Origin of the sequence: Pseudomonas sp. BN417 (genome assembly GCF_029871205.1) — a bacterium.
Lineage (GTDB): Bacteria > Pseudomonadota > Gammaproteobacteria > Pseudomonadales > Pseudomonadaceae > Metapseudomonas.
Map to the genome: position 1 here is coordinate 22,435 of NZ_SSOJ01000149.1, position 26,821 is coordinate 49,255.

Annotated in this window: 29 protein-coding genes; 11 read left to right on the top strand and 18 right to left on the bottom strand. The window is 65.7% G+C overall.

Features of this window, described 5'->3' with window-relative positions; genetic code table 11:
* Nucleotides 1–768 precede the first annotated feature (768 nt).
* Nucleotides 769–1,323 (top strand): DUF4124 domain-containing protein, encoded by a 555-nt coding sequence (locus tag E8F11_RS23220; protein ID WP_280291249.1) that lies wholly within the window; start codon nt 769–771, stop codon nt 1,321–1,323.
* 18 nt (nt 1,324–1,341) lie between these two features.
* Here the strand turns inward: E8F11_RS23220 and E8F11_RS23225 are convergent, their stop codons facing one another.
* The 3 genes from E8F11_RS23225 to E8F11_RS23235 form a co-directional block, all read right to left on the bottom strand.
* Nucleotides 1,342–1,992, bottom strand: a complete 651-nt coding sequence (locus tag E8F11_RS23225) for a hypothetical protein (RefSeq protein WP_280291250.1) — start codon at nt 1,990–1,992, stop codon at nt 1,342–1,344.
* A gap of 307 nt (nt 1,993–2,299) precedes the next feature.
* Nucleotides 2,300–3,298 carry a sulfate ABC transporter substrate-binding protein gene (locus tag E8F11_RS23230; RefSeq protein WP_280291251.1) on the bottom strand — a complete coding sequence of 333 codons (999 nt, stop codon included), beginning with the start codon at nt 3,296–3,298 and terminating at the stop codon, nt 2,300–2,302.
* A 270-nt stretch (nt 3,299–3,568) separates the two neighbouring features.
* The gene (locus E8F11_RS23235) at nt 3,569–5,749 is read right to left on the bottom strand and encodes a patatin-like phospholipase family protein (RefSeq protein WP_280291252.1); all 2,181 of its coding nucleotides are present in this window, start codon (nt 5,747–5,749) and stop codon (nt 3,569–3,571) included.
* A gap of 72 nt (nt 5,750–5,821) precedes the next feature.
* On the opposite strand from E8F11_RS23235, the gene E8F11_RS23240 reads away from it, so the two are divergent.
* Nucleotides 5,822–6,106, top strand: coding sequence for a SelT/SelW/SelH family protein (locus E8F11_RS23240; RefSeq protein WP_280291253.1), 285 nt, complete (start codon nt 5,822–5,824; stop codon nt 6,104–6,106).
* Between the two features lie 304 nt (nt 6,107–6,410).
* Here the strand turns inward: E8F11_RS23240 and E8F11_RS23245 are convergent, their stop codons facing one another.
* The 5 genes from E8F11_RS23245 to E8F11_RS23265 form a co-directional block, all read right to left on the bottom strand.
* A complete protein-coding gene (locus E8F11_RS23245; protein WP_280291254.1) occupies nt 6,411–7,340 on the bottom strand; it encodes a fused MFS/spermidine synthase in 930 nt (309 codons plus the stop codon).
* Nucleotides 7,337–7,894: a fused MFS/spermidine synthase gene (locus E8F11_RS23250; protein ID WP_280291255.1), complete on the bottom strand. Its 558-nt coding sequence runs from the start codon at nt 7,892–7,894 to the stop codon at nt 7,337–7,339. The genes E8F11_RS23245 and E8F11_RS23250 overlap by 4 nt, the downstream gene beginning before the upstream one ends.
* A gap of 583 nt (nt 7,895–8,477) precedes the next feature.
* Nucleotides 8,478–9,362, bottom strand: a complete 885-nt coding sequence (locus E8F11_RS23255) for a DMT family transporter (RefSeq protein WP_280291256.1) — start codon at nt 9,360–9,362, stop codon at nt 8,478–8,480.
* Nucleotides 9,359–9,694 carry a tRNA-binding protein gene (locus tag E8F11_RS23260; RefSeq protein ID WP_280291257.1) on the bottom strand — a complete coding sequence of 112 codons (336 nt, stop codon included), beginning with the start codon at nt 9,692–9,694 and terminating at the stop codon, nt 9,359–9,361. Before E8F11_RS23260 ends, E8F11_RS23255 begins: the two co-directional genes overlap by 4 nt.
* An 82-nt stretch (nt 9,695–9,776) precedes the next feature.
* Complete coding sequence (locus E8F11_RS23265) at nt 9,777–10,529, bottom strand: AraC family transcriptional regulator (protein WP_280291258.1); 753 nt, start codon at nt 10,527–10,529, stop codon at nt 9,777–9,779.
* Between the two features lie 134 nt (nt 10,530–10,663).
* Here E8F11_RS23265 and E8F11_RS23270 point away from each other — a divergent pair, with 134 nt between their 5' ends.
* Nucleotides 10,664–11,497 (top strand): UDP-2,3-diacylglucosamine diphosphatase, encoded by an 834-nt coding sequence (locus tag E8F11_RS23270; RefSeq protein ID WP_280291259.1) that lies wholly within the window; start codon nt 10,664–10,666, stop codon nt 11,495–11,497.
* Nucleotides 11,494–12,549, top strand: a complete 1,056-nt coding sequence (locus tag E8F11_RS23275) for a glycosyltransferase family 1 protein (protein WP_280291260.1) — start codon at nt 11,494–11,496, stop codon at nt 12,547–12,549. The genes E8F11_RS23270 and E8F11_RS23275 overlap by 4 nt, the downstream gene beginning before the upstream one ends.
* A 94-nt stretch (nt 12,550–12,643) precedes the next feature.
* Here E8F11_RS23275 and E8F11_RS23280 read toward each other — a convergent pair whose 3' ends face one another.
* On the bottom strand, nt 12,644–14,017 hold the full coding sequence (locus tag E8F11_RS23280) for an adenylate/guanylate cyclase domain-containing protein (RefSeq protein ID WP_280291261.1): 1,374 nt from the start codon (nt 14,015–14,017) through the stop codon (nt 12,644–12,646).
* Nucleotides 14,018–14,196: 179 nt separating this feature from the next.
* Nucleotides 14,197–14,514 (bottom strand): Mpo1-like protein, encoded by a 318-nt coding sequence (locus tag E8F11_RS23285; protein ID WP_280291262.1) that lies wholly within the window; start codon nt 14,512–14,514, stop codon nt 14,197–14,199.
* 143 nt (nt 14,515–14,657) lie between these two features.
* On the opposite strand from E8F11_RS23285, the gene E8F11_RS23290 reads away from it, so the two are divergent.
* Nucleotides 14,658–15,662: an AraC family transcriptional regulator gene (locus E8F11_RS23290; protein ID WP_280291263.1), complete on the top strand. Its 1,005-nt coding sequence runs from the start codon at nt 14,658–14,660 to the stop codon at nt 15,660–15,662.
* Between the two features lie 70 nt (nt 15,663–15,732).
* Here E8F11_RS23290 and E8F11_RS23295 read toward each other — a convergent pair whose 3' ends face one another.
* Complete coding sequence (locus tag E8F11_RS23295) at nt 15,733–17,187, bottom strand: TrkH family potassium uptake protein (protein ID WP_280291264.1); 1,455 nt, start codon at nt 17,185–17,187, stop codon at nt 15,733–15,735.
* A gap of 263 nt (nt 17,188–17,450) precedes the next feature.
* On the opposite strand from E8F11_RS23295, the gene E8F11_RS23300 reads away from it, so the two are divergent.
* Nucleotides 17,451–18,008 (top strand): nitroreductase family protein, encoded by a 558-nt coding sequence (locus tag E8F11_RS23300; protein WP_280291265.1) that lies wholly within the window; start codon nt 17,451–17,453, stop codon nt 18,006–18,008.
* Here E8F11_RS23300 and E8F11_RS23305 read toward each other — a convergent pair whose 3' ends face one another.
* The 6 genes from E8F11_RS23305 to E8F11_RS23330 form a co-directional block, all read right to left on the bottom strand.
* Nucleotides 18,009–19,334 carry a HAMP domain-containing sensor histidine kinase gene (locus E8F11_RS23305; protein ID WP_280291266.1) on the bottom strand — a complete coding sequence of 442 codons (1,326 nt, stop codon included), beginning with the start codon at nt 19,332–19,334 and terminating at the stop codon, nt 18,009–18,011.
* A gap of 81 nt (nt 19,335–19,415) precedes the next feature.
* Nucleotides 19,416–19,826: a Spy/CpxP family protein refolding chaperone gene (locus E8F11_RS23310; RefSeq protein ID WP_280291267.1), complete on the bottom strand. Its 411-nt coding sequence runs from the start codon at nt 19,824–19,826 to the stop codon at nt 19,416–19,418.
* 223 nt (nt 19,827–20,049) lie between these two features.
* Complete coding sequence (locus tag E8F11_RS23315; RefSeq protein ID WP_280291268.1) at nt 20,050–20,727, bottom strand: response regulator transcription factor; 678 nt, start codon at nt 20,725–20,727, stop codon at nt 20,050–20,052.
* Between the two features lie 8 nt (nt 20,728–20,735).
* Nucleotides 20,736–21,173, bottom strand: a complete 438-nt coding sequence (locus E8F11_RS23320; protein ID WP_280291269.1) for a hypothetical protein — start codon at nt 21,171–21,173, stop codon at nt 20,736–20,738.
* A 44-nt stretch (nt 21,174–21,217) separates the two neighbouring features.
* Nucleotides 21,218–21,517, bottom strand: a complete 300-nt coding sequence (locus E8F11_RS23325) for a YciI family protein (protein WP_280291270.1) — start codon at nt 21,515–21,517, stop codon at nt 21,218–21,220.
* 8 nt (nt 21,518–21,525) lie between these two features.
* Entirely contained in the window at nt 21,526–22,116 is a 591-nt protein-coding gene (locus tag E8F11_RS23330) for a septation protein A (RefSeq protein WP_280291272.1), read from the bottom strand.
* A 66-nt stretch (nt 22,117–22,182) separates the two neighbouring features.
* On the opposite strand from E8F11_RS23330, the gene E8F11_RS23335 reads away from it, so the two are divergent.
* Both E8F11_RS23335 and E8F11_RS23340 read left to right on the top strand, forming a co-directional pair.
* Complete coding sequence (locus tag E8F11_RS23335) at nt 22,183–23,049, top strand: PHP domain-containing protein (protein ID WP_280291273.1); 867 nt, start codon at nt 22,183–22,185, stop codon at nt 23,047–23,049.
* 13 nt (nt 23,050–23,062) lie between these two features.
* Complete coding sequence (locus E8F11_RS23340; RefSeq protein ID WP_280291274.1) at nt 23,063–23,692, top strand: L-threonylcarbamoyladenylate synthase; 630 nt, start codon at nt 23,063–23,065, stop codon at nt 23,690–23,692.
* A 9-nt stretch (nt 23,693–23,701) separates the two neighbouring features.
* On the opposite strand, the gene E8F11_RS23345 is transcribed toward E8F11_RS23340, so the two are convergent.
* Nucleotides 23,702–24,058, bottom strand: a complete 357-nt coding sequence (locus E8F11_RS23345) for a PA2779 family protein (RefSeq protein WP_280291275.1) — start codon at nt 24,056–24,058, stop codon at nt 23,702–23,704.
* Nucleotides 24,059–24,357: 299 nt separating this feature from the next.
* Here E8F11_RS23345 and E8F11_RS23350 point away from each other — a divergent pair, with 299 nt between their 5' ends.
* The 3 genes from E8F11_RS23350 to rluB form a co-directional block, all read left to right on the top strand.
* A complete protein-coding gene (locus E8F11_RS23350) occupies nt 24,358–25,056 on the top strand; it encodes a ScpA family protein (RefSeq protein WP_280291279.1) in 699 nt (232 codons plus the stop codon).
* The gene (gene scpB / locus E8F11_RS23355; RefSeq protein ID WP_280291276.1) at nt 25,057–25,845 is read left to right on the top strand and encodes an SMC-Scp complex subunit ScpB; all 789 of its coding nucleotides are present in this window, start codon (nt 25,057–25,059) and stop codon (nt 25,843–25,845) included. It abuts the gene before it with no gap.
* A 167-nt stretch (nt 25,846–26,012) separates the two neighbouring features.
* A partial coding sequence (gene rluB / locus E8F11_RS23360) for a 23S rRNA pseudouridine(2605) synthase RluB (RefSeq protein WP_280291280.1) occupies nt 26,013–26,821 on the top strand: 809 nt, incomplete at its 3' end.

The window sequence follows — 26,821 nt, forward strand, 5'->3', positions numbered from 1 at the left end:
TTCCTTGCGAGCGGGCCGGTGGCCCGCTTCGCGAATGAATTGGCTATGTCTGCATTAAGTGTTGCTAGAGCGTCCTGAACCGAGTTGCTTATCGAGTGGGCTGCGAGTCCCTGTTTCGCCTCCCGGCGAGTCACTTTTCTCAAACGCCAGAAAAGTAACCAAAAGCGCTTGCCCCTGCATCCGGGTCCGGCTTCGCCGGACTTCCCTCGCTCCATCGCTGCTCCGGGGGCCCGGCGTGAGGGGCCATCCATGGCCCCACACGCCTCTCGCGGCATCCATGCCGCTCGTCCCCCTGCGCAACGATTCCACTCGGCCTCCTGACGGGGCAGAGTCCCTGCCCCACCTCTTCTGCTCAGGTTCAGGCAATGACCAGGCATCAGGATTGCTGCGCCCTGTCAGGCGCGAGTCACCCCTCTACCTCTGGGGCGAAGAGGCACGCTTTCGGAAGCAACGCTTCCGGTGCCGATGAGCGACTGAGCGCGAAGCGCTCAGGCTGGGGCGCAGGGCGGGGGCGGGGGTGAGGGATGTATCAGGCCGGTGCGCAGGCCTGAAAGACCCGTGCTAGACACTTCTGTTCGGTATTGCAACAGCTAACGCAGACATAGCCAATGAATTCGCCCCCAGCGGTGTGCCCCTTCCTCTCCGGGAGGGGGCGCCGCGACGGGAATGGTGAGGGGCGTGCGCTTTTCACATTCCTGATTTCCCGCCATTGCCCCCGGGAAACAGCTTCTGTAGTGTGCTGGCACTCAGCCATCTCGGAGGTCCTGGATGTCCCCCCGTATCGCCCTTGCCACCCTTGCCTTGCTGCTGGCCCAACCCCTTGCCGCCCAGGTTTACAAGTGGCGCGATGCCGACGGGAAGCTGCATTTCACCGATACCCCGCCGCCGCAGAGCCGGGAGGTGGAGTCCCCTGACCTCCAGGTCCATAGCATTGAAGCGGCGCGGACAAGACCGGACGAGCCGGCCGCCGGGGCGCAGGCCACAACCCAGCAGCACCAAGCCAGTCCCAGCGAGCTGCAGGAGAAGGGCAGGATGCAGTGCTCCACCGCCATCGCCCGCATGCCGTCGCTGATCAACGAGACGCAGAAGCTCGGCCGCGATGGGGTGCGCAAGCAGAAGATCACCCAGGACCAGCTCGACAAGGCCATGTACCGGATGGACGATTTCTACAAGGGCCTGAAGCGCAATGAGCGGGAGTGCCTCAGCGAGTACCTCGCCAGCGACAAGTCCCGGACCTCGGTCGATTGCCTGGCCGATACCCCCGATGTGCTGAGCTTCGGCCAGTGCATGCAGTTCGCCGACTGGGCGGAGACCTTCAGGTAGGCAGCCTCGGCGCCGCGGTCATTGCTGGTCGGGCAGGGTGGTGGCGGAAGCGGCCGTCTTGCTGCGCTTGTGCGCCAGGCCTATCAGCAACTGCATGGCCAGGTAGCCGCCGATGATCAGCAGTGGATAGGCCAGCATCAGTTCGGCGAGGCTGTACTTCCATGCCAATGGCCGTCCAACCCCCAGCAGGGCGGCGTAGAACCAGGAAACCGCCGATACCGTGCCAGTGAATACTGCCAGCGTGCGCACGCCGGATTCGAGGCCGAGCAGGGTTCCGGCGCGAACCATCGCGGGCATGACCACCCGATGCAGCAGCACGCCATTGAAGGTCAGCAGGGACACGATCAATACCTTGGCCTGCAGCTTGGGATTCTGCAGATAGGTCAGGCCCTTGACGGAAAGGTCCAGCAGGATGATGGCCGCGCCAGTGATCCAGAGCACCAGCAGGGCCAGCGAGATGGTGCGCTGCAGGGACTCGAGGTGGGCCCTTTCGCAATGGGCGGAATCGTTGCCTTGCAACAGCTGCCTGACCATGGCGAAGTCGCTGGTGAGCACCAGGCCAACCGCCACGCAGCAGGCGATCAGGTGCATGTACAGGACGCCCAGCCGCATCAGGTCGAATGTTGCTTCCTGCTTCAGCAGCGCGGTGATCAGGTGAAAGAATTCCATGCTCTGTCTCTTGTTCTATGAAATCGCTCATCCCTGGCCGGCACTGGTGCGGGCGGCCAGACTGCGACGGCAGTCGTCGAGTGGCATGGATGACCGTGCCGGGCGCGACTGCCGACGGCGGGCGATCTTATTTGTAAATAATTATTAATGTCAAAAGAAGTAATGGTGACTAGCGTCCCATTCTGTGTTTGGCCGATGGACGGCTGCTACCGGCGCCGGATGCTGAAGTCTTGCAGGGGGGGGGCAGGGATACCCTGGACTGGAGGCGGAAAGTCCTGCCCGCCGAGGCGGGCAGGGAGACGGGAGATCACTGGGCGGTATAGACCTGGTCGAAGACTCCGCCGTCGTTGAAGTGGGTCTTCTGCACGTCACGCCAGTCGCCGAAGGTCTTCTCCACGGAAAGGAATTCCACCTTGGGGAAGCGGTCGGCGAACTTGGCGAGGATGTCCGGGTTGCGCGGGCGCAGGTAGTTGTTGGCGGCGATGGTCTGGCCCTCGTCGCTCCACAGGTACTTGAGGTATGCCTCGGCGGCGGCGCGGGTGCCTTTCCGATCCACCACCTTGTCGACCACCGCCACCGGCGGTTCGGCCTCGGCGGACACGCTGGGGTAGACCACCTCGAAGCCGCCGCGGCCGAACTCGCGGGCGATCATCTCGGCCTCGTTCTCGAAGGTCACCAGCACATCGCCGATCTGGTTCTGGATAAAGGTGGTGGTGGCGGCGCGGCCGCCGGTATCCAGCACCGGTGCCTGCTTGAACAGCTTGCCGACGAAGTCCCTGGCCTTGTTCTCGTCACCGCCGTTCTTCAGCACGTAGCCCCAGGCGGAGAGATAGGTGTAGCGGCCGTTGCCGGACGTCTTGGGGTTGGGCACCACGACCTGCACGCCATCCTTGAGCAGGTCCGGCCAGTCCTTCAGGCCCTTGGGGTTACCCTTGCGCACGATGAACACGGTGGCCGAGGTGAAGGGTGCGCTGTTGTTCGGCAGACGGCTGGCCCAGTCCTGCGGTACCAGGCCGCCGTTGTCGGCCAGGGCGTTGATGTCGGTGGCCTGGTTCATGGTGATGACGTCGGCTGGCAGGCCATCGATCACCGCGCGGGCCTGCTTGCTGGAGCCGCCATGGGACATCTGCAGGGTGATGTTCTCGCCTTTTTCCGCCTGCCAGTGCTTCTGGAAGGCCGCGTTGTAATCCTTGTAGAAGTCGCGCATCACGTCGTAGGAGACATTCAGCAGGGTGGGCGCGGCCTGGGCGGCGCCGGCGAGGGCCAGGCCGGCGGCGAGGAGGGAGGCGGAGAGCAGTCGTTTCACAGGGCGTTCCTTCTGGGCAGTGTGAGCGCCTGACTATAGCCGAATGGCATATGTCCTTTTAATACTGAAAAGTCATTTGGTTATTTCAATTCAGCAGGATGGGTGGAGCGGAGCGATACCCATCGCCGCGATTGATGGGTATCGCGGGGCTCCACCCATCCTACGAGACTACCGACTGCCGCCGTGGCCCGGACGAAAGCCGGGAACGACCCTGATTGCGCCCGGGTTTCAGACCTGCCGGGGCCCCTTGGGAGGCGGAGCCTGGCGCAGTCAGAAGACGCGCCCGAGGTTCAGGTAGAGCGCCCGCTCCGACTCGTCGTTGAGGCCGAAGCTGAAGTCCAGCGGCCCCAGCGGCGTATCGAAGCTGATGAAGAGGCTGGCGGCGTTGATGTAGCCGCTGTCGAAGCTGTTGTCGTTGTTCCAGGCCCGGCCGCGTTCCAGGCTGCCGCCGAGGTAGACCGGGAAGTCCAGCGGCAGGAAGGAGCGGCGGGTCATGCGCCGGTAGTAGACCATCCGCCCCAGGCTGATGTTCTGTCCGGAGATGGAGTCCTCGCGGAAGCCCGAGAGTTGGCGCGCGCCGCCCAGCAGGAAGCTGGAGGTGACCACCTCGGCATCGTCCAGGGTGCGCCCGTAGCGGCCGCCGAGGACGAAGGTATCCGGGCCTGAACCCATGGCCTTGTCCAGGCTCAGCTGCCACTGCCGATAGCGCTCGTCCGAGCCCAGGTCGGGGTCGTACTGGCGCAGCGTCAGGCCGATGTCCTCGCCCTCGTGGGGGTAGTCCACGTTGTCCAGGGTGTCGAAGGAGTACGTCAGCTCGTAGTAGCCCTCGCTGAAGCTGAAGCTGGGCAGGTCGCGTTCGCCCACCCGCACATCGGCCTCGCCCCAGGCCTGGCCCACGCCGAAGCGGATCTCGCCATTGTTGGCGATCTGCCGGCCGAGGTTGAGTCCGTAGCCATAGCGCTCCAGGCGGTACTCGGCTACGGGGTCGTTATCGAGGATGGCCTCGACGTTCTGTGATTCGCCGAACAGGTAAGGGGCGACGAAGTAGCGCGAGCCGGCGTCCAGGGGCTGGTAGAACTCGCTGTAGAGCTCCTGGTGGTCGCCCAGCTGCAGGCGCGTCAGCCATTCGGCGCCCAGCTCGTTGATGCCGTTCTTGCGGTAGCTGGCGCCCAGGTTGAAGGCGCTGTCGCCACGCATGTCGTCGGACAGGTTCAGCCCCAGGCGCAGGTAGTCGGTGCCGGCGCGCTTGCCGCGGGCATTGATCACCAGGGCGTTGCCGTCCTTGCGCTTGACCACCCGGTAATGCACCTGCTCGAAGTAGTCCAGGCCGTAGAGGGTGCTCATGTCGCTCTGCAGACGGTCGAGGTCCAACGGCTGGCCCAGGGGCTGGCGGATGTAGCGGCGGATCACGGCGTCGCCGATCTTCGAGTCGTTCTCGATCAGGATGCTGCGGATCACCGGCGTGCGTTCGCTGGGCAGGCGCGCGCTGTCCAGGGCCTGGTCGCGGTTGGCGGCCAGCGGGCGCAGCTCGGCCAGGCGGCCTTCGAGGATGCGGGTGGCGCGGTAGCCGGCCTCGATCATGTCGCGGGCGCGGCCGAAGTCGGTGGCGCCGAAGCCCGCCAGCGGTGGCTGGATCAGCACGTCGGTGGGGTCCAGGGTGGCCAGCTGGACCTCGGAGTTGCTGCGGGTCATCAGGGTCACCGACTGGTTGAGCACGTCCACCACCGTGCCCAGATCCTTGCGCGGGCGCAGCGGTGTGCCGATGTCCACCACTATCACGCGGTCGACGCCCATCTCGCGGGCCACGTCAACCGGGATGTTGTCCACCATGCCGCCGTCCACCAGCAGCCGGCCGTTCACTTCCACCGGAGCGAACACCGCGGGTATCGACATGCTGGCGCGGATCGCCTGGGGCAGGTGGCCGCGGCGGAACACCACCTTCTCGCCGGTGGCGATATCGGTGGCCACGGCGCGAAAGGGGATGGCCAGTTGGTCGAAGTCGCGGGTATCGCTGGTGTGCACCAGCAAGCTTTCCAGCAGCAGGGCGAGGTTCTGGCCCTGGATTACGCCCAGGGGCAGACCGAGGCTGCCGTCGTCGCGGAAGCTCAGGCGCTGCTTGACCAGAAAGTCGCGGTCGTCCTGCTTGCGGCGGAAGGGTACGTCCTGTCGTGGCGGGTCGTCGGACAGGGCCTTCTGCCAATCCAGGTGGATGGCCAGCTTCTCCAGCTCGTCGACCTGGTAGCCCGCAGCAAAGAGCCCGCCGATCACCGCTCCCATGCTGGTGCCGGCGATGGCGTCGACCTTGATGCCCTGTTCTTCCAGCGCCTTGAGCACGCCGATATGTGCCAGGCCGCGGGCGGCGCCGCCGGACAGCACCAGGCCGATCCGGGGTTCGGGCTGGGCCAGGCAGAGGAGGGGGAGAAACAGCAGGCAAAGCAGAAGGCGGCGCATAACGCATCCCTGGTCAGGCGGAGGTCCGAAGCCGGCTATTATAGGGCGCCCATCCCCTCGCCGAGCCCAGCCATGTCGTCAGCCAAGCCTGAAATCGTCATCACCTACTGCACCCAGTGCCAATGGCTGCTGCGCGCCGCCTGGCTGGCCCAGGAACTGCTCAGCACCTTCAGTGATGACCTCGGCAAGGTGAGCCTGGAGCCGGGCACCGGCGGCGTGTTCCGAATTACCTGCGACGGCGTACAGATCTGGGAGCGCAAGGCCGATGGCGGTTTCCCCGAGGCCAAGGTGCTGAAACAGCGGGTGCGTGACCAGATCGACCCGGCGCGGGACCTGGGCCACAGCGACCGCCCCTGAGCCGCGTCCGACCCATCCTACGGTCTAAGGTCAGTTTGTAGGATGGGTCGGGCGGCGCTCCGCGAGCGGAGCGATACCCATGCGGATCGGCAGTGGGTATCGGAAGCTCAACCCACTCTACGGTCAGGCCTGGGCGGTCGCGGGCCTCGTCTCCGCCGCGCCCTTCCTGGCCGACCGGGCGATGGCGAAGATGATCAGCGCGCCGCCCGCCCCTTGTGGGGCGAGCGCAGGTCGGTGGGGCGTGGTCGCTGTGGTCCAGGCGACGATCGCGGCGGCGTTGGTGCCGCTTGAGTACCTTGCCTGGTCAGTTATTGAGCTGATTGACCGGTGCGTACTGGTCCGTCAGCATGCGCGCGTTGATATCCCAGTCAGGACTCGTGGCCATGATCTGGGGGAATGCCGTGACGTTCATGTCGAAGCGCTGGAGACGTCCGTACAGGGCTGCCGCGCGCTCTTCGAGCGTCGTACGATCAGGCAACGGCTGCATGGAGGCGATGATGACGCGGCTGCCGATACTGCTGTGGCGCAGGTTGTAGAACTGGCCGAAGACGGCGTTGTAGGTCACCGACTCGGCATCATACAGCTGGCTTTTGGCGAAGGTGTTGGCCGCGACCAGGCCCTTCTCGGATAGCAGCTGTTTCACTTCCTCGAGAAACTCTTTGGTCATCAGGTGCTCGGGGATGTATTCGCCATTGAACGCATCCAGTATCACCAGATCGAACTTTTCCCCGCGCAGGCCCGCGCGCTTGATGTAGACGCGGCCGTCTTCGATGGGGGCGCTGATCTTGTCCGTTTCCTTGAAATCGAAATAGTTCTTCGCAACCCGCACGACGGCCTCGTCGATTTCCGGCGCGACAATTTCCGCGTCGGGGAACAGGGTGCTATAGGCCTGGGCGAGCGAGCCGCCGCCGAGGCCGATGATCAGGATGCGCTGCGGGTTGTCCTGCACCAGCAGGCTGGAGAGCACCATCTTGCCGTACGGGAATATCAGGCGGTCGCGGTCGATGGGGTTCCGATAGCGGCAGCTCTGGTTCTGGCCGGGGGAGGCCAGGTCGCTGACGATGAAGGTCATGCAGCGGCGCTGATCGTCTTCGGTCACGATGATGTTGCGATAGAGCGAACGCTCCGAGTGGATCACGCGCGGTTTGCTCTCATTGGCGAGGGGCATGGCAGCCGGCAGGCCGAGGAGAAGCAGCGTGGAGGCGACAAGCAGGCTGAGTGATTTCTTGCTCATGATCGAGTTTCCACGATGGAGACTTTACCCGCGGCCACGGCGAGGGCGCCTGCCAGGAGGAGGACGGTGCTCATGGTGATGAGGATCTGATTCACCTCGATCCACAGCACCAGGTAGAAGGAGGTCGCGAGGGTGCCCAGGGCGCTGCCAAGGGTCGACACGAAATAGAGCGTGCCCGCTACCTGACCGCTGCGCTCGCTATCCTTCATCAGCAGGCGCACTGAATACGGCGCGATCATTCCGAGCACGGCGGTTGGCGCGAAGAACAGCAGCATTGCGGTGACCAGCGAGCCGTAGCGTGGATCCACGATCATCAGGAAAACCGCTTCCATGATGGTGTTGCTCCAGAGCACCAGCGGCAGCATGAGGAACGCGGCGCCAAGGTAGAAGCAGCCGTAGCGACCGAGATTGGGATTGCGCAGCGACTGACGGCCGCCCAGCAGGTAGCCGATCGACAGCGACAGCATGAATACCGTAATGATGCTGCCCCACACGTAGATGCTGCTGCCGAAGTAGGGGGCCAGGATACGGCCGCCCAGCAGTTCGATGCCCATGATGATGAAACCGCTGGTGAAAGCCAGGCAAAGGACGAGGAGGTTATACAGTGGGCTTTTCGTCATAAATATAATTTTGCCTAGATTGAATGGTTATAAGTGGGCGCGTAGCGCGCGCCTGCCGCCTGGCGTCTCGATCTATTTTCAGTTGTTCCAGGACCCAAGCCGGACGGCTTGGGCAAGCTGCAGGGAGGGGCGGGGTATGTGGCCCAGCCTTTCGCCTTCCCTCTAGTGGGCATCGTTCGATGATGGGGATGGCGTTCCCTGAAAAACAGATGGTCGAACCAGTCTAGTGACGAAGAATGGTTACTGTCTGTCCTCAGGTTTGTAGGAACTGTCGCGTTGATCGCGACGATTTCGTAAGCGCGAAGGGAAGGCAGAGCTTACGGGAGAGGGCGACCTGAGGTGCCTCGGGAGTTGCAGCGGGGATCTCCGCCCGACAGGTTCCACCTCAGGATATACAAGCGATTTCCATCGCGATTGTCGGAGGAGCAGTTGCGCGGCCTTTTCGCGAATGCGTTCGCTCACGCAGGGCGGTGTCGTGTCAGTCGTGCGTCGATTGACATGGCGTCTCCCACGGGGATTACGAGGTCGCCGGCGACGCCTTGGTTACCGCTGCAGTGCCCTTTCGTGCCGACAGGGCGATGGCGAAGATGATCAGCGCTCCGCCCGCCAGCATGCGCAGGCCGGGTTGCTCGTCGAACAGCCACCAGGCGAAGGCGATGCCGTAAACCGGTTCCAGGGCGAAGATCACCGCGGTGGTCCGCGCCTTCAGCACCTTGAGGCTGGCGACGAACAGGCTGTGGGCGAGGCCGGTGCAGAACACCCCGAGCAGGGCGATCCACAGCCAGTCCATGGCCTTGACCTCCGCCAGCAGCGGCCAACTGAAGGGCGCGAGGCAGAGCACTATGGTCAGGTTCTGGCAGAGCGCCGCCTTGACCGGGTCCAGGCCGCGCACGCTGGCGCGGTTGAGCAGCGACAGCAACGAGAACAGCAGGCCGGAAAGCACGGCCGAGAGCAGCCCCTGGGTGGCCGCGCTGGCCCATTCGAAGCTGGGCGTCACCAGCAGCAGGCCCAGGCTCACCAGCCCCACGATGAGGATTTCCTGGGCGCGGATGCGTTCGCGGAACAGCACGCCTTCCAGCAGCAGGGTGAAGGCCGGGAAACTGGCGAAGCCGAGGGTGGCGATGGCGACGCCGGCCACATTCACCGCATGGAAGAAGGTGATCCAGTGGGTGCCCAGCAGCAGGCCGCCGAGCCCGAGCAGGGCCATTTGGCGCAGGTCGGGGTTGCGCGCCTTGCCGCGCGTGATCAGTTGGGCGAACAGCGCCAGGGCGATCACCGCGAACAGCCCGCGGCCGAAGGTGATGATCATGGGGGCGCTGTCGGCGAGCTTGCCGAAGATGCCCGAAAGCCCGAACAGCAGGGCTCCCAGGTGGATGGCCAGCAGCGCGTTGCGCTCTTTCATGCCAGGCGGGCCCCATTGGGCAGCGGCTTGTCGAAGCTTGCCAGGACCACCTTGTTTTCATCGTCATGGATGCCGGTGACCAGCACTTCCGAACGTATCCCGGCAATGCGTTTGGGCGCGAAGTTGCAGACGCAGAGCACCTGCCGGCCCACCAGCTCTCCGGCCTCGTAATGGGCGGTGATCTGGGCGCTGGAGGTCTTCACCCCGAACTCGCCCAGGTCTACTTCCAGCACATAGGCCGGCTTGATCGCCTTGGCGTTGGGGGCGGCGGAAAGGATGGTGCCGACGCGCAATTCGACGCGCTGGAAATCGTCCCATTCGATGGTGGACATGGAGTGCTCCCTGACTGCGGTCGAACCAGTCTAGTGGCGGCTCGCCGCCTTGTCTGTCGCCAGACTCGCAGGCTTTGTCGCGTTACTCGCGGGCGTTGCGCAGGGCGCGCGGAGTGACGCCGAACTCGCGGGAGAGGGCGGCGGTGAAGGCGCTCTGCGAGCTGTAGCCGACCATTGCCGCGATCTCGCCCACCGCCAGGCGGCTTTCCAGCAACAACTGGCGGCCGAGGTGCAGGCGCCGGGAGCGCACGTAGTCCATGGGTGTCTGCCCGGCCTCGGCGAGGAAGCGCGCGTGGAAGCGCGCCACCGACAGGCCGGAGAGCCGCGCCAGGTCGGCCACTTGCAGGGGGCGGGCGGCGTGCTGGTCGATATGCGCGTCCAGCGCCGCCAGGGGCAGGGCGCTGCTTTCCGCGGTGCTGGCGCCGGGAGCGGCGAGGCTGGCCAGCAGGAGGCCGGCGGATTGCCCGGAGATCACCTCATCGGCCAGGGGGCTGGCGGCGATCCAGCTGACCAGCTGGCTCTGCGCGGGGTTCAGGGACAGCGCGCCCGGTTGCTCCAGCAGGCGCCGGCCCGAGTCGAAATGCCGGCCCAGGGTGTGGCGCAGCCAGTCCTCGTCGGGCACGTCCACCACCAGGCAGAGGCTGCCGCCGGGACTGCCGCAGGCGTGCTGCGCCTCGGGTGGCACCACTGCCAGGGTCTGCCGCTCGACCCGTGCGCCACGGCCGTCCACCTCGAACTCCAGGCAGCCGGAGAGGCCGAACACCAGTTGGGCGTGGCTGTGGCTGTGGACCAGCAGGTCGTGGTTGTACTGGCGCAGGGACAGGATCGAATTCATGGCGGCACCCTCGACGGAGGCGGCCATTCTAAACCTTGTCGCGGGCCGCGCGCTGTCACAGCCCTGCAACTTCCCGGTCATTCCCACTTCACCGCCCGGCGTTACGATCGGCGAAACCCCTCCGGAGGTCGCCCATGAGCAGCGTCGAACGCCTGGAACCCGCCAGCAAAACCAAGCCCCGCAAGCAGCGCGTGCGTACCCTGTGGATCTCCGATGTCCACCTGGGCACCCGCGACTGCCAGGCCGAGCACCTCGCGCGCTTCCTCAAGCAGTACCACGCCGACCGCATCTACCTCGTGGGCGACATCATCGACGGCTGGAAGCTGCGCGGCGGGATGTACTGGCCGCAGGCGCACACCAACGTGATCCGCCGGCTGCTGACCATGAGCAAGCGCGGCACCGAGGTGATCTACGTAACCGGCAACCACGACGAGTTCCTGCGCCTCTATTCCAGCCTGATGCTGGGCAATATCCAGCTGGTGGACGAGGCGGTGCACGAGACCGCCGACGGCCGCCGGATGCTGGTGATCCATGGCGACCAGTTCGACGTGATCACGCGCTACCACAAGTGGCTGGCCTTCCTTGGCGACTCGGCCTACGAATTCACCCTGACCCTCAACCGCTGGCTCAACCGCTGGCGCGAACGCTGGGGTTACGGCTACTGGTCGCTGTCGGCCTACCTCAAGCACAAGGTGAAGAGCGCGGTGAACTTCATCAGCGACTTCGAGGAAGCCATCGCCCACGAATGCGTCAAGCGCGGCCTGGACGGCGTGGTCTGCGGCCATATCCACCATGCGGAGATCCGCAAGGTGGGCGCGGTGGACTACCTCAACTGCGGCGATTGGGTAGAGTCCTGCACGGCGCTGATCGAGCACTGGGATGGCAGCATCGAACTCTTCCGCCTGGCCGACGCCCAGGCGCGGGAGCTGGAGGCCCGTGCCGTGGAGCTGGTCGAGCCGGCTGCATGAGGATACTGATCGTCAGTGATGCCTGGCTGCCCCAGGTGAATGGCGTGGTCACCAGCCTGCAGGCGCTGGTGACCGAACTGCAAGCGCTCGGGCACCAGGTGCTGCTGCTGTCGCCCCAGGGCTTCCGTAGCCGGCCCTGCCCGAGCTACCCCGAGATTCCCCTGGTCTGGGACCTCTGGCGGGTGGGTGCGAAGATCGAGGCCTTCCAGCCCGATTGCGTGCACCTGGCCACCGAGGGTCCCCTCGGCTGGGCAGCGCGGCGCTGGCTGGTCAAGCGTGGGCTGGCCTTTTCCAGCGCCATCCACACGCGCTTTCCGGAATACGTCCATGGTCGCTGGCCGCGGGTGCCTCTGAGCTGGGGCTATGCCTTCCTGCGCCTGTTCCACCGCCCCAGCCAGGCGGTGCTGGTGACCACCGAACGCATGCGCGAGACCTTCGCCAGCCATGGCCTGGATAGGCTCAGCCTGTGGCGCAAGGGTGTGGATACCGCGCTGTTCCGCCCGCTGGCGCTGCCACGGCCGGACCAGCCGGTGTTCCTCTATGCCGGCCGCCTGGCCACGGAAAAGAACCTCGAGGCATTCCTCGGCCTGGAGCTGCCGGGGGAGAAATGGGTGGTGGGCGATGGCCCGTTGCGTGCCGCGCTGGCGGCGCGTTATCCCGCGGCGCGCTTCTTCGGCTATCGCCAGGGCGAGGAACTGGCGCGCTTTTACGGCCAGGCCAGCGTGCTGGTGTTCCCCTCGCTGACCGACACTTACGGCCTGGTGATGCTCGAAGCCCTGGCCTGCGGCACGCCGGTGGCGGCCTTCCCCGTGGCGGGGCCGCTGGACGTGCTGGAAGCGGGCGTCACCGGTTGCCTGGACGACGACCTGCAACGGGCCTGCCTGGCGGCCCTGGAACTGGATCGGGAGCGTTGCGCCGAACGGGCAGGGCGGTTGTCCTGGCGCGCTTCGGCCCTGGAGTTCCTGGCGCGCCAGCCGATGCTGGATGGGGAGCCGTGCGTAGCGCTCTCCCCGGAGTGGGGACAATCTTGTGGGGGCGAATTCATTCGCTGAGGACTGCGCAGCAGTCCCAACCACCTTTGCGGCAGGTCTTCGACCTGCATAGCGAATGAATTCGCCCCCACAGGAATCCGGCGCGTCGCCAGGATCAGGGAATGATCTTGTCCCGCAGCTTTTCCGCCGCCTGTTGCAGGGCCTGGATGACCTTGGCCTTGTCGTAGGTCTCGATGCTGTTGGTATCCAGGTACATGGAGAAGCCCGGCAGTTCGTGTTCGACGTAGCTGGAGGCGGCGCCCAGGTCGCGGCGGAAGTCCACCACCTGGTAGATCTGCACGGGGCGGGTGAAACCCTTGACGTTTATCTGGCCCTTGTCGCGGCACATGATCACGTCCTTCACCAGCGAGTAGGTTTCGTGGGAGATGAGGATTTCCCCAGTGTCGGAGGCGTTTTCCAGGCGGCTGGCCAGGTTCACCTCGCGGCCGATGATGGTGTAGTCCATGCGCGTGTCGGCGCCGAAGTTGCCCACGGTGCAGTAGCCGGTGTTGATGCCCATGCGGATTTCCAGGGGCTTGGTGATGCCCTGGGCGCGCCACTGCTGGCGCAGGACCTTCATGTGCTTGCGCATGGCCACCGCCATGGATACGGCTGCCACGGCGTCTTTCTTGGCGCCCTGGGTGGCGGGGTCGCCGAAGAACACCATGACGCTGTCGCCGACGAACTTGTCGATGGTGCCGCCGTACTTGAGCGCGATCTTCGACATGTCGTTGAGGTAGTTGTTGAGCAGGTCGGTCAGCTGCTCGGCTTCCAGTTCCTCGGACAGCTCGGTGAAACCCTTGATGTCGGAGAAGAACACGCTGAGCTTCTTGCGCTGGGTTTCCAGGCGCACGCTCTTCTTGCCGCTGAAGATCATTTCCCAGACCTGGGGCGACAGGTATTTGGCGAGGTTGCGTGCCAGGCGCGCGGCCTTTTCCTGTTCGCGCTTGATCTCGCTGCGGGCCTGGGCCAGGCGCAGGCCCTGCTGGTGCACGAAGAAGGCGGTGATGCAGATGTAGAGGGTGGTGAAGGACACGCTGACCAGTGCCGCCAGGGCCGGGGTGCCACCCTTGAACACGGGCTGCAGGGCCAGGCCGACCGCCAGCATGCTAGTCAGCGAGCCCACCAGTACCAGCGTCATCTGGCGCAGCCCGCCGAGCAGCATGGCGCTGAAACAGAGGGTCAGGAGGATCATCAGCGCCGGCACCACGGAGAACCCCAGCAGGGCCACGGCAGCTCCGGCGTGGAAGGTGTCGAGGCCGAGCAGGATGCGTTCGGTGCGCTCCCCCGGGAACCGCAGGCTCAGGTGATGGGCCAGGTGCGGATAGAGTAGCGCGTAGGGGACGATCCAGAGGAGGTCGAAGCCGAAATGCTGGACGTAGGTGCCGGCGGCGATGGTGGCGGCAACGGCCATGTAGGCCAGCACCCGGGAGTAGTACTCGCGCAACACGGGCGTCGCGGTGGTGGGGTCGAGCATGGCGGGCTTCATGGCTGGGGTCTGTCCCTGATGCATTCTTGACGCCGGGTTGCGGCATTCGCGGAATGCTGCAACTCCTGGGCCATGACGTTGGCTGGTGCGGGATCATAACCAAGCCAGGGACCGGCTGCCAGCGACGGCGCCGGCCGGCCACTGCTCACCCCTGAGGCTGCCCTAGGGCGGCTTTGCGGTCAGAAGCGGATACGGCCGGTCAATGCGTCCCGGAGCATCACCCAGTCGCCCATGAAGCTGTAGAGCGGGTACTTGAAGGTGGCCGGCTTGTTCTTCTCGAAGGCGAAGTGGCCGACCCAGGCGAAGCCATACCCGGCCAGCGGCAGGGCCAGCAGCCAGAGCCACTGCTGGGTGAGCAGGGCATAGCCGAGGATGTACAGCACCAGCAGGCTGCCGACATAGTGGAGGCGGCGGCAGGTGTCGTTGCTGTGCTCCTGCAGGTAGTAGGGATAGAACTCGGCGAAGCTTTGGAAGCGGTGGGCGGACTCGGCAGGCATGGCGGTGACTCCAGGTTCTTGTTTTCTGAAGCAGTGTAGGGCCTGTGTCTCCATGGGCCAGTGACAATGGGCGCCACTTTAGTATCCTTGCCGGCACGCCGCCCGGTTGGCGGCCGCCTTGAATTCCAGAACAAGAAGGCGCCATGAGCGAACGCACGACATCCTCGAACTGGGCCCTGGGGATAGTCCAGGCCCTGGAAATGGGCGGAGTGGACTGCCGCAAGCTGTTTCCCGAACTCGGCCTCGACTACCAGGCCCTCAGCGATCCCGACGCCCGCTTCCCCCAGGACGGCATGACCCGTCTCTGGTTGCGTGCGGTGGAGTTGTCCGGCAACCCTGCGATCGGCCTGAACATGGCCAAGGTGGTGCGACCGGCATCCTTCCACGTGGTGGGTTATGCGCTGATGTCCAGCCGCACCCTGAAGGAGGGTTTCGCCCGGCTGGTGCGCTACCAGCGGATCATCGCCGAAGGTTCCGACCTCAGTTTCTCCGCCACTCCCGCTGGCTACGAGCTGCGCCTGTCGATCCATGGCGACCGCCTGCCGCCCGCCCGGCAGAGTGCGGAAGCTTCCATGGCGTACTGCCTGGCCTTCTGCCGCTGGATGACCGGACGGTCGATCAACCCGCTGGAGATCCGCCTGCAGGGTCCGCAACCCGCTGATCCGGAGCCTTACCGCCAGGTGTTCCAGGCGCCGCTGCGGTTCAATGCCGAGCATTGCGCGCTGCTGTTCAGTCGGGCCGACATGGAGATCCCGCTGCCTACGGCCAACGAGTCCCTGGCCCAACTGCACGACCGCTTCGCCGGTGACTACCTGGCGCGCTTTTCCGGCACCCGCGTCACCCACCAGGTGCGCCAGGTGCTCTGCCGCCTGCTACCCCAGGGCGAGCCCAAGCGCGAAGTGGTCGCCAGTTCGATGCACCTGTCCCAGCGCACCTTGCAGCGGCGTTTGCAGGAGGAGGGGATGAGCTTCCAGCAACTGCTCGACGACACCCGCCGCGAACTGGCCGAACAATACCTGGCGCAGCCGAACCTGACCCTGCTGGAGATCGCCTACCTGCTGGGCTTCGCCGATCCGAGCAACTTCTTCCGCGCGTTCCGCCGCTGGTTCGACAGCACCCCAGGGGAGTACCGCGCGCGGCTGGAATAGTCCGTAGGTTGGGCTGAGCGAAGCGAAGCCACAACCTACGGGGCGAACTCTCCCCCGCAGGTGCGTGGCATCAGTGCCGCCAGAAGTAGGGCGTCAGCAGCACCAGCACGGTGAGGATTTCCAGGCGGCCCAGCAGCATTCCCAGGGTCAGCAGCCACTTGGCGCCATCCGGCAGGCTGGAGAAGTTGCCCGCCGGGCCGATGACCTCGCCAAGGCCCGGGCCGACGCCGGAAACCGTGGCCGCCGCGCCAGTGAGCGCGGTGATCCAGTCCAGCCCCAGCAGCGACAGGCCCAGGGCGATGGCGCAGATGATGATGGTGAAGAAAAAGGAGAAGGTCAGGATCGAACGGACGATGTCATCGTCCAGGCGGTGGCCGTTGTAGACCTGCTTGATCACCGCGCGCGGGTGCACCAGTTGCTGGAGGTTGGCCTTGAGCAGGATGTAGGCCACCTGGAAGCGGAAGATCTTGATGCCGCCGGCGGTGGAGCCGGAGCAGCCGCCGACGAAGCCCAGGTAGAAGAACAGCATCAGCGAGAAGTTGCCCCAGAGGCTGTAGTCGCCGAGGGCGAAGCCCGTGGTGGAAAGGATCGAGGTGGTGTTCACCGCCACGTGGCGCAGCGCGTCGAGCCAGTGCAGCTGGGTGGTCAGCCAGTACCAGGTGCCGAGCACCAGCCAGATGACCACCAGCAGGCCGAGGAAGCCGCGCACCTGCTCATCCTTGAGCAGCGCCATGCGATGGCCGCGCAGCACCGACACATAGAGCATGAAGGGCAGGCTGCCGAGGATCATCACCACCACCGCGACCCAGTGCACCGCTGGCTGGTGCCACTTGGCCAAGGACGAATCGGAAGTGGAGAAGCCGCCCGTTGAGATCGCCGACATGGCGTGATTGACCGCATCGAACAAGCCCATGCCGGCCGCCCAGAAAGCCAGGCTGCCGAGCAGGGTGAAGCCGACGTAGATGGCGACTATGTACTTGGCCACCATGTGCGAGCGCGGCAGGACCTTCTCCGAACGGTCGGAGGATTCGGTCTGGAACAGGCGCATGCCACCGATGCGCAGCAGGGGCAGGATCGCCACCGCCATGCCGATGAAGCCGATGCCACCCAGCCAGTGCAGCAGCGAGCGCCAGATGAGAATGCCCGGCGACATGCTGTCCAGCCCGCTGAGCACGGTGGCGCCGGTGGCGGTGATGCCGGACATGCTCTCGAACCAGGCATCGGTGTAGCTGATGTGCTGGGTAAAGAGGAAGGGCAGGGCGGCGAAGATGCCGACGATTATCCAGCTCGACACCGTCAACAGGTACATGTCGCGAGGGCGCAGGTGCACCTGCTCCGGGCGCCCGGGGATGACCAGGGCCAGGCCGGCGACGAAGGTGATCAGGCTCGACCAGACGAAGGCGTTGATGTCTCCGGTGCGCTCATAGAAAACCAGGGTGAGCACGGGAATGGCCATGCTTACCGCCAGGGTGATCAGGAAGATGCCGATGAGAAAGCCGATGATGCGAAGGGTCGGCAGGGCCATGGGGTCCGTTTCTGGCTGAGGGGCGAAAGGCGCAATTCTAACCGCGCCAATCGCCCTGTAAACCCGGCGCCCGCAAGTGCTTGCAGTAGGTCGGCGTGAACGGCGCCATTGCGATACGGTCCGCACTGCTACGAGCTGTCGCCGCCGAGGTAGGCAATGCTATCGCCGCTAGCGCCGGACCGGGTCGCCGGGGGGGCGGTTTGTGCGAGACTGAGTCGCGTTATCGGCTAGAATGCCGGCTCCCTGATTTCTGGAGGTGGCCGATGGAGGCTCTCGACGCTCTGCTCAACCGCGTATCCCTGGGCCGCCTGCAGGAGCCGGCACCGGACGCCGCCCAGCGCGAGCTACTGTTCCGCGCCGCCTTGCGTGCGCCGGACCATGGCTATCTGCGCCCCTGGCGCTTCCTCACCATCGAAGGTGACGCACGCGCGAAGCTGGGCGAACTGTTCGTTTCCGCGCTGCAGGCCAAAGACCCGCAGGCGTCCGAGGCGGCCATCGCCAAGGCCCGCGCCATGCCGTTGCGGGCGCCGCTGATGGTGGTGGTGATCGCTACCCTGCAGGCCGGTCACAAGGTGCCGGAGGTGGAGCAGATGCTGTCTGCCGGATGCGCCGCCCATGGCATCCTCCTCGCCGCCCATGCCCAGGGGCTGGGCGCCATGTGGCGAACCGGCGACATGGCCTATGACCGCAACGTCGCGGCCGGGCTTGGCCTGGGCGAGCAGGAGCGCATCGTCGGCTTCCTCTACCTGGGCAGTGTCGAAGGTGAACGCCGCGCCGCGCCGGAGCTGGCTCCGGCGGACTTCGTCAAGGCCTGGGGCTGATCAGGCCAGCAGCGCCAGGGGCAGTTCCAGGGTGGCGATGAAGCCGCCTTCGGGGTGATTGCCCAGGCGCAGGCTGCCACCGTGGCGCTCCACGGCCCGGCGCGCGATGGCCAGACCCAGGCCATGGCCGGCACCGGCCTGGTTGGGCGCGCGGAAGAAGGGCTCGCCCAGTTGCGCCAGGTGCTCCTCGGCAACGCCGGGGCCGTGGTCGCGGACCGCGATCAGCAGGCGGCCTTCCTCTTCTCTGGCACTCACTTCTACCGGTTGGCCCTGCGGGTTGAAGCGCAGGGCGTTGCGCAGCAGATTGTCCAAAGCCCGCTCCAGCATGTCCGGCCAGCCTTCGAGCTGGGGTTCGCCGCTGCAGTCGATGCGGATCTCCTGGTCCGGTGCCAGCAGCCGCGCATCTTCCTTCAGCTTTTCCAGTAGCGGCCGCAGCGCGATGAGGTGGCGCGCGCCGGGTTCGGCGTCCAGGCGGGCGAGGGCGAGGATTTCGCTGATCAGGGCCTCCAGCCGGTCGCACTCCTGACCCAGGCGTGGCCAGAGGGCTTCCCTCTGGTGGGGTTCGGCTCGTTCCGCCAGCGCCAGGGCGATACGCAGGCGCGCCAGTGGCGAGCGCAGTTCGTGGGAAACGTCACGCAACAGCTGGCGCTGGCTGCCGATCAGGCCCTGCAGGCGTTGGCCCATGCGGTTGAAGTCACCGGCCAGCACGCCCAGTTCGTCGCGCCGACGTGCCAGGCGGGCCAGGCTGTCCTGCTGGTAGGCGGTCTGGCCGAGGTCATGCACCGCGCTGCGCAGGCGATTGAGGGGGCGGGTGATCGAAAGGGTCAGGGCCAGGCTGAACAGTGTCATCACCACCAGGGCGATGCCCAGGGCACTGATCGGCCAGAGCAGGCTGTCGCGGTGCCAGGCGTCCAGCTCAGGGTAGGGAATACGGTAGATCAGCAGGTAGGACTCACCGCTGGACGGGCTGGTGTATTCCTCGGTGAGGCGTCGCCAGGGCAGGCGTCGCGGGTTCTTCTGGCGTGCCTCGAAGGCGGCGGCGCGGCGCGGGAAGGTGCCCTCCACCACCAGTTGGCCGGTGTCGTTGAGGATCTGCACGTCGATTCGCGCGCGATGCCGGAAGTGCTCCAGGTAGCGCTGGGTATCGTCCACGCCCTGGTCTTCGTAGCGCTGCACCAGGCGTTCGGCCAGCCCCTGCAGCGACGGGTGGTGGCTGAGGATCCAGGCGTCCTGGTTCAGGGTGCGGCCGAGCAGGATGGAAAGGCCGGCCACCAGGGCCAGGGCGAGCCAGAGGGTGGCCAGGATTCGCCAGAAAAGTGAGCGCAAGTGGGGCTCCCGAACGACAAAGCCCACCAGGCCGGTCGGCCTGATGGGCGGGGCTTTGGTTGGCGGACAAGCCGCACGGACTTACTCGGCCTTCTTGGCTTTCTCGGCCTTCCAGGCTTCGAACTCGGCGCGTTCCGCGCGGCGTTCTTCCAGCTTCTTCTGGATCTCGTCGAAGGTCTTCTGCTGCTCCGGCTTGAGCTGGGCGCGGATGGCTTCTCGGTTCTTGGTCTCGGCAGCCTTGAGCTCGTCCTGCATGGCTTTCTTCTCGGCGGCCGGCAGCTTGTCAAGGTAGCGCTGGGTAATCTCGTGGCGGGACTTCATCTGTTCGCGCATCAGCTTGCCGATTTCATGGCGCTGCTCCTGGGTGAGGTCCAGCTCCCTGAACATGTGGCCACCGAAACCGCGCTCATGGCGCGGGCCGTCTTCCGGCATGGCCATGGCCAGGGTCGGCAGGGTAGCGGCGAGCAGCAGGGCGGTAAGGGTCTTGCGCATGGTGTTTCTCCTAGTCTCGATTCCGGCCGGTTGCCGGATGTGCCCAGTCTAGGGACGGCAAGGTCAAGGGCGGTCAGCCATGGGTAAAGGCTGGGTAAAGAAAGTCCGGAACTGTCGCGTTGCTTCTTCGTAGGTTGGTGCGGGCCGCGTAGGTCTGAGCGAAGCGAAGCCCAACGAAGCGGCGCTAGCGTCGCCCAGCCTGCCGGAACGACCAGCGGCTGGTTCAGGCGCTGTAGTAGTAGCCGCGGCTGCGCAGGGCAAGGATGCGCGGGCGCCCGTCGGCATGGGCGCCGAGCTTCTTGCGCAGATTGCTGACGTGCATGTCGAGGCTGCGGTCATAGAGGGTCAACTTGCGGCCCAGGGCGAGTTGGGCCAGCTGCTGCTTGTCCAGCGGTTCGCCGGGCTGGCGCAGCAATGCCTCCAGCAGGCGGCCTTCGGACAGGGTCAGGCTGATCTCGTGGTTGCCGATGCTGACGATGCCGCGCACCGGGCTGTAGCAGAGGTCGCCCACTTCCAGCTGGCTGGAGGGCTGTGGTGGCTGGCTGCGGCGCAGCACGGCGCGCAGGCGGGCAGTGAGTTCGCGGGGGTCGCAGGGTTTGGCCAGGTAGTCGTCGGCCCCCAGCTCCAGGCCGAGGATGCGGTCCAGCGGCTCGCCCCGGGCCGAGAGCATCAGCACCGGCAGCTCCGGGTGGTCGCTGCGCAATTGCTTGAGCAGTTCCAGGCCGCTGCCGTCCGGCAGCATGACGTCCAGCACCACGGCTGCCGGCGCGTGCTCGGCCAGGGCGGCGCGCGCCGAATGGCCGTCATGGCAGGCGCGCACGCTGAAGCCTTCCTGGCTGAGCCAGCTGATCAGGAGCTCGCAGAGTTCCTGGTCGTCATCGATTAGCAGCAGTTCACTCATGGGGCGGTTCAGTTGATCCATTGACGACGCTGGCGGCGCCCACCGCGGGCGGCCAAGCCGGTAACCAGGGACAGCAGGGCGACGCCGCCGCCGATGGCGAACCAGGTCTGCTGCTCGCTGAGCAGGCGCGGCGGTTGCGACGCCTCGGCCGCCTTGAGCTGCAGCTTGAGGCGCTGGTTCTCCTGGCGCAGCCGGCTGAGCTGGGCGCTTTCCGGCTCGCCGCTGGCGGCCTCGAGCCTGGCGCTCAGCTCGCTGCGCTGGCGTTCACTGTCGGCCAGTTGGCCCTGCAGCTGGTGGAGTTGGGCGGCCAGTTCGTTGGGGGCGACAGACGAAGCCACCGCAGGGGTGTTCTCCGCCAGGGCCGCCGGTTGCAGGGGTTCTTCAGCCAGGGCCAGGCGGCAGAGCAGCGCGGCGGTTAACAGCAGGGGCAATTGACCGGCGGGCATCGGAACTCCTTTTTCCTGGCGTGGTTAGGCTGGCGAACGTCGGCTTAGGGGTAGACCTGCTTGAACGGCTTGACCACTACCTCGGCGTAGACGCCGGCGGCGCGATAGGGATCGGCGTCGGCCCAGGCCTTGGCGGCGTCGAGGGAGTCGAACTCGGCAACGATCAGGCTGCCGGAGAAGCCCGCGCTGCCCGGATCGATGCTGTCCACCGCCGGGTGCGGGCCGGCCAGGACCAGGCGGCCTTCAGCTTTCAGCTGCTCGAGGCGCGCGAGGTGCGCGGGGCGGCTGGCGAGGCGGTTTTCCAGGGATCCGGCAACGTCGGTGGCGATGATGGCGTAGAGCATGGCAGTCCTTACTGTTGAGGCTTTTCGGATTCGCTGTCGTGGATGTGGCGGGCCAGGAAGACGCCCTGGCCGACCAGGAAGAGTACGGTCATGCCGAGGCTGCCGAAGACTTTGAAGTCCACCCAGAACTCATGGAAGGTGAAGGCTACGAACAGGTTGGCGAAGCCGCAGACCAGGAAAAACGCGATCCAGGCCAGGTTCAGGCGCACCCAGATGGCATCCGGCATGTTCAGGGCGTGGCCCATCACTCGCTGGATCAGCGGCTTGTCGCCGATGAAGTGGCTACCGGCGAAGGCCAGGGCGAAGAGCCAGTTCACCACGGGCGCCTTCCACTTGAGGAAGGTCTCGCTGTGGAAGGCCAGGGTCATGCCGCCGAACACCAGACAGGCCGCCAGGGTCAGCCACTGGCCTTTTTCCAGGCGGCGCTGGAGCAGGAAGATGGCGCCGTAGACGATCACCGAGCTGATGATAAGAACGGCAGTGGCGCTGAAAATACCGCCTAGCATATAGGTATGCCCGGCCAGCTCGACGGCGCGCGGTTCCAGTTTGTAGACGATGAAGAAGAGGATGAGTGGGATAAAGTCGATGAATTGTTTCACGGCGGCAGCCAGAAGCGGGATGTGGCGGCATAATAACAAACCATTCCCCTAGCGAAAGCAGAGCCCATGCAGATAGACCTGCATTGCCACAGTACGGCCTCCGACGGTGTCCTGGCCCCCGCAGTCCTGGTCGCCCGCGCCTTTGATCGCGGCGTGCGCCTGCTCGCGCTCACCGACCACGACACGCTGGAAGGTCTGGAAGAGGCGCGGGCAGCGGCCCAGGCGCTGGATATGCAACTGATCAACGGTATCGAGCTGTCCTGTACCTGGGGCGGCGCGACCATCCATGTCCTCGGCTATGCCTTCGCCGCCGATGCCCCGGCCCTGCTCGAGTCCATCGCCGCCTTGCACGATGGCCGTTGGGCGCGGGCCGAGGAAATCGCCCGCCGCCTGGCGGCCAAGGGCATGCCCGGCGCGCTGGAGGGCGCGCGGGCGGTGCAGCAGGAGCTGGGCGACAGCGGCAACGCACCGGCGCGGCCGCACTTCGCGGAATTCCTGGTCCGCGGCGGCTTCGTCAGCGACCGTGCCGAAGCCTTCCGCAAGTGGCTGGGGGCCGGCAAGCTGGGCGACGTCAAGCAGCACTGGCCGACCCTGGCTGACGCAGTGGGTACCCTGCGCGCCGCCGGTGCCTGGATCAGCCTGGCGCACCCCTGGCAGTACAACTTCACCGGCGCCAAGCGGCGCAAGCTGGTGACGGATTTCATCCAGGCCGGCGGTCACGCCCTGGAAGTGTCCAACGGCCTGCAGCCGGCGGAACAGGTGGGAAGCCTGTCCACCCTGGCGCGAGAATTCGGCATGCTGGTCAGTGCCGGTAGCGATTTCCACGCACCCTGCGATTGGTCGGAGCTGGGCATGTACCGACCCTTGCCGGATGACTTGCCGCCGATCTGGGGGCGCTTCCGCCATGCACACAGCCCTATTGCTGCCCTCTGAACAGGGAGATGTCGTGAGTCAATTTTTCCAGGTACACCCGGAGAATCCACAGCCGCGCCTGATCAAGCAGGCCGTGGAGATCGTCAAGGCCGGCGGGGTGATCGTCTATCCGACCGATTCGTCTTATGCGCTGGGCTGCCTGATCGGCGACAAGAGTGCCGTCGAGCGCATCCGCCGCCTGCGCAGGCTGGACGAGAAGCACAATTTCACCCTGGTCTGCCGCGACCTGTCCGAGATCGGCGTCTTCGCCAAGGTGGATACCACCGCCTTCCGCCTGATCAAGGCGCACACGCCGGGGCCCTACACCTTCATTCTCAGCGCCACCCGCGAAGTGCCGCGCATGCTGATGCACCCGAAACGGCGCACCATCGGCCTGCGGGTACCCGACCACCCCATCGCCCTGGCCCTGCTGGAGCAACTGGGCGCACCCCTGATGAGCACCAGCCTGATCCTCCCCGGTGAAGAGCTGCCCATGAGCGATCCCTACGAGATGCGGCAGATCCTCGAGCACCAGGTGGACCTGATCATCGATGGCGGCCATGGCGGCATGGCCGCGTCCACCGTGATCAACCTCGCCGACGGCGAACCCGAGGTGGTGCGCGTGGGCTGCGGAGACCCGGAACCCTTTCTCGGCGAGGGCTGAACTGGCCGGTCACAGCAGGATCGCCACCAGGATGATCAATAGCAGGATGATGATGAAGTCGGTGGTGCTGAGGTTCCCCCCCGCGGGCACCGAGTCCATCTTCTGCACTATCTGCGCGGCTTCTTCATTGGTCAGGGCCTTGACCCTGGCCCGCGCCGCGGCAGCGTCCACGCCCATGGCGCGCATTTCGTCCTGAACCTTGGACTGAGTGAGAAATGCATCGAGCTTGGCGCGATCGTTCGACTGTTGCTGGGTCGAGACCGCTTCATCGGTGCCGATCATGCCGGCTTGGGCCGTGGTTGCCGGCACCAGGCTGAGGCAGAGGAACATCAGGACGGCACTGAACATCAGGGTGACGAGTTTCATCGGAACCTCCTTGAGCTTTTAGCTCCAGACCTGACCAGGGGTGCTGCGTCGTACTTTTTTAGTCTGGCACATGGTGCTAACGTGCCCTTTTTCCGCCGACCGGCGCATTGCCGGCGAGCCCTCCCACCCCAGGCAGCAGCGCCGCGCCGGCCGCGCCGCGAGAGAAACAGATGCAGAACACGCCGCCCCCCGAGGGTCAGGACAGCCAGGCGGGCGCCCAGCAGGAACTGCCCTTCGCCCTGGTCTACGGCCAGGCGGTCACCGAGCTGCCGCAGGATCTCTATATTCCGCCGGACGCCCTGGAAGTCTTCCTCGAGGCCTTCGAAGGTCCGCTTGACCTGCTGCTCTACCTGATTCGCAAGCAGAACATCGACATCCTCGACATCCCGGTCGCCGCCATCACCCATCAGTACATGTCCTACGTGGAACTGATGAAGTCGGTGCGCCTGGAGCTGGCCGCCGAGTACCTGGTGATGGCGGCCATGCTCGCCGAGATCAAGTCGCGCATGCTGCTGCCGCGCTCCAGCGAGGTGGAAGAAGAGGAAGACGATCCGCGTGCCGAACTGATCCGTCGTCTCCAGGAGTACGAGCGCTTCAAGCAGGCCGCCGAAGGCATCGACCAACTGCCGCGGGTGGGCCGTGACGTCACGGTGCCGCGTCTGGATGCCCCGGAGGCACGGGCGCGCAAGCTGCTGCCGGACGTTGCCCTGGAGGAATTGCTGCTCTCCATGGCCGAGGTGCTGCGCCGCGCCGATATGTTCGAGAGCCACCAGATCACCCGCGAAACGCTGTCCACCCGCGAGCGCATGAGCGAAGTGCTGGAAAAGCTCAAGGGCGGCGCTTTCGTGCCCTTCGTCAGCTTGTTCACGGTGGAGGAAGGGCGCCTGGGGGTGGTGGTCACCTTCATGGCGGTGCTGGAACTGATCAAGGAACAGCTGGTGGAACTGGTGCAGAATGAGCCCTTCGCTGCCATCCATGTGCGCGCCAGAGCCGAGTAGATGAACCTCAACGACCCCAACGAACTCGCCTCGTTGCTGGAAGCCTTCCTGCTGGCCTCCGGCAAGCCTTTGTCGCTGGAGCGCCTGGCCGAACTCTTCGAGGAGGCCGAGCGCCCCGAGCTGTCGGTGATCCGCTCGGCGCTTGCCGTGCTGGCGCGAACCTGCGAAGGGCGGGCCTTCGAGCTGCGCGAGGTGGCCTCCGGCTACCGCCTGCAGGTGCGCGAACGCTTCGCCCCCTGGGTCGGTCGACTCTGGGAGGAGCGTCCGCAGCGTTATTCCCGCGCCATGCTGGAGACCCTGGCGCTGGTGGCCTATCGGCAACCTATCACCCGTGGCGAAATCGAGGATATCCGCGGCGTCGCGGTCAACAGCCAGATCGTCAAGACCCTGCTCGAGCGCGAATGGATACGGGTGGTCGGCTACCGCGACGTGCCCGGCAAGCCGGCGATGTTCGCCACTACCCGCGCCTTCCTTGATCACTTCAACCTGAAAAGCCTGGACGAGCTGCCACCGCTGGCCGCCCTGCGCGAACTGGAGCCCGAGCCGATGCTGGCCCTGGACGATGGCGAACTCCCGGTTCCCGAAGCCTTGCAGGCCCGCGCCGATGCCGAGCAGCCGACCGAGCCGCGGGAGGAAACCAGTTTCCGCAGCTTGCTGGCCGAGCTGGACATCATGGAGGAGGGTTTGAAGACCGATTTCGACGACCTGCTCCAGGATCAGTCGGAGGACGCAGAAGCCGTCGCCACCGAGGACGACGACGAGCCGCTGCCGGACGAGACCCTGCATTGACCGCCGCCACTCGGCGGCGGGGCTGACACCGCGTCATTACTCAGCTAGCTTCAGTGTCTTCGGCCACGTATGATGCGCGACCTTTTTACTGCCACACCGGGAGGTGCCCAGTGAGTGAAGTCGAATACAGCCCCGCAGGGGAAAAGCTGCAAAAGGTCCTGGCCCGCATGGGGCTGGCCTCACGCCGCGATATCGAGGCCTGGATCACCGAAGGCCGGGTCAAGGTCAACGGCGAAGCCGCCACCCTTGGCCAGCGCGTCGATAGCCACGACGCCATCAGCGTCGACGGCCGCCTGCTCAAGCGCGAAGAGGAAGCCGAAAGCGTCCGCCGCGTCCTCATCTACAACAAGCCGGAAGGCGAAGTCTGCACCCGCGACGATCCGGAAGGCCGTCCCACCGTGTTCGAGCGCCTGCCGCGGCTGAAAGCCGGCCGCTGGATCAACATCGGCCGCCTCGACATCAACACCACCGGCCTGCTGCTGTTCACCACCGACGGCGAACTGGCCAACCGCCTGATGCACCCTTCCTTCGAGATGGACCGCGAGTACGCAGTGCGCGTGCGCGGCGAAGTCACCGACGAGATGCTGGAGAACCTCAAGCGCGGCGTGATGCTGGACGACGGCCCGGCCAAGTTCACTGACATCAAGGAAGCCCCTGGCGGCGAAGGCCTGAATCACTGGTACCACTGCGTGGTGATGGAAGGCCGCAACCGCGAAGTGCGCCGTCTCTGGGAGTCCCAGGGCCTGGTGGTCAGCCGCCTGAAGCGCGTGCGCTTCGGCCCGGTGTTCATCACCTCCGACCTGACCATGGGGCGCTGGCGCGAAATGGGCCAGAGCGAAGTGGACATCCTCAGCACCGAAGTTGGCCTGAAGCCGGTGGCCCTGCCGGCCATGAAGGGCAAGTTCCGCGAGAAGCTGGATCGCCTGCAGCGCAAGTCGGCCAAGCCGGTCGGCGCGCGTGCGCCGCGTCGCGAAGA

Coding starts and splice junctions, on each gene's coding strand:
- E8F11_RS23295 (WP_280291264.1), bottom strand. CDS start 17,187: ATGGCCCTGCCGACCCTTCGCATCATCGGCTTTCTCATCGGCATCTTC.
- E8F11_RS23315 (WP_280291268.1), bottom strand. CDS start 20,727: ATGAGTGAACTGCTGCTAATCGATGACGACCAGGAACTCTGCGAGCTC.
- E8F11_RS23265 (WP_280291258.1), bottom strand. CDS start 10,529: ATGAATTCGATCCTGTCCCTGCGCCAGTACAACCACGACCTGCTGGTC.
- E8F11_RS23300 (WP_280291265.1), top strand. CDS start 17,451: ATGGAGGCTCTCGACGCTCTGCTCAACCGCGTATCCCTGGGCCGCCTG.
- E8F11_RS23260 (WP_280291257.1), bottom strand. CDS start 9,694: ATGTCCACCATCGAATGGGACGATTTCCAGCGCGTCGAATTGCGCGTC.
- E8F11_RS23220 (WP_280291249.1), top strand. CDS start 769: ATGTCCCCCCGTATCGCCCTTGCCACCCTTGCCTTGCTGCTGGCCCAA.
- E8F11_RS23285 (WP_280291262.1), bottom strand. CDS start 14,514: ATGCCTGCCGAGTCCGCCCACCGCTTCCAAAGCTTCGCCGAGTTCTAT.
- E8F11_RS23345 (WP_280291275.1), bottom strand. CDS start 24,058: ATGAAACTCGTCACCCTGATGTTCAGTGCCGTCCTGATGTTCCTCTGC.
- E8F11_RS23325 (WP_280291270.1), bottom strand. CDS start 21,517: ATGCTCTACGCCATCATCGCCACCGACGTTGCCGGATCCCTGGAAAAC.
- E8F11_RS23235 (WP_280291252.1), bottom strand. CDS start 5,749: ATGCGCCGCCTTCTGCTTTGCCTGCTGTTTCTCCCCCTCCTCTGCCTG.
- E8F11_RS23275 (WP_280291260.1), top strand. CDS start 11,494: ATGAGGATACTGATCGTCAGTGATGCCTGGCTGCCCCAGGTGAATGGC.
- E8F11_RS23245 (WP_280291254.1), bottom strand. CDS start 7,340: ATGAGCAAGAAATCACTCAGCCTGCTTGTCGCCTCCACGCTGCTTCTC.
- E8F11_RS23255 (WP_280291256.1), bottom strand. CDS start 9,362: ATGAAAGAGCGCAACGCGCTGCTGGCCATCCACCTGGGAGCCCTGCTG.
- E8F11_RS23240 (WP_280291253.1), top strand. CDS start 5,822: ATGTCGTCAGCCAAGCCTGAAATCGTCATCACCTACTGCACCCAGTGC.
- E8F11_RS23335 (WP_280291273.1), top strand. CDS start 22,183: ATGCAGATAGACCTGCATTGCCACAGTACGGCCTCCGACGGTGTCCTG.
- E8F11_RS23270 (WP_280291259.1), top strand. CDS start 10,664: ATGAGCAGCGTCGAACGCCTGGAACCCGCCAGCAAAACCAAGCCCCGC.
- E8F11_RS23225 (WP_280291250.1), bottom strand. CDS start 1,992: ATGGAATTCTTTCACCTGATCACCGCGCTGCTGAAGCAGGAAGCAACA.
- E8F11_RS23310 (WP_280291267.1), bottom strand. CDS start 19,826: ATGCGCAAGACCCTTACCGCCCTGCTGCTCGCCGCTACCCTGCCGACC.
- E8F11_RS23280 (WP_280291261.1), bottom strand. CDS start 14,017: ATGAAGCCCGCCATGCTCGACCCCACCACCGCGACGCCCGTGTTGCGC.
- scpB (WP_280291276.1), top strand. CDS start 25,057: ATGAACCTCAACGACCCCAACGAACTCGCCTCGTTGCTGGAAGCCTTC.
- E8F11_RS23320 (WP_280291269.1), bottom strand. CDS start 21,173: ATGCCCGCCGGTCAATTGCCCCTGCTGTTAACCGCCGCGCTGCTCTGC.
- E8F11_RS23250 (WP_280291255.1), bottom strand. CDS start 7,894: ATGGGCATCGAACTGCTGGGCGGCCGTATCCTGGCCCCCTACTTCGGC.
- E8F11_RS23290 (WP_280291263.1), top strand. CDS start 14,658: ATGAGCGAACGCACGACATCCTCGAACTGGGCCCTGGGGATAGTCCAG.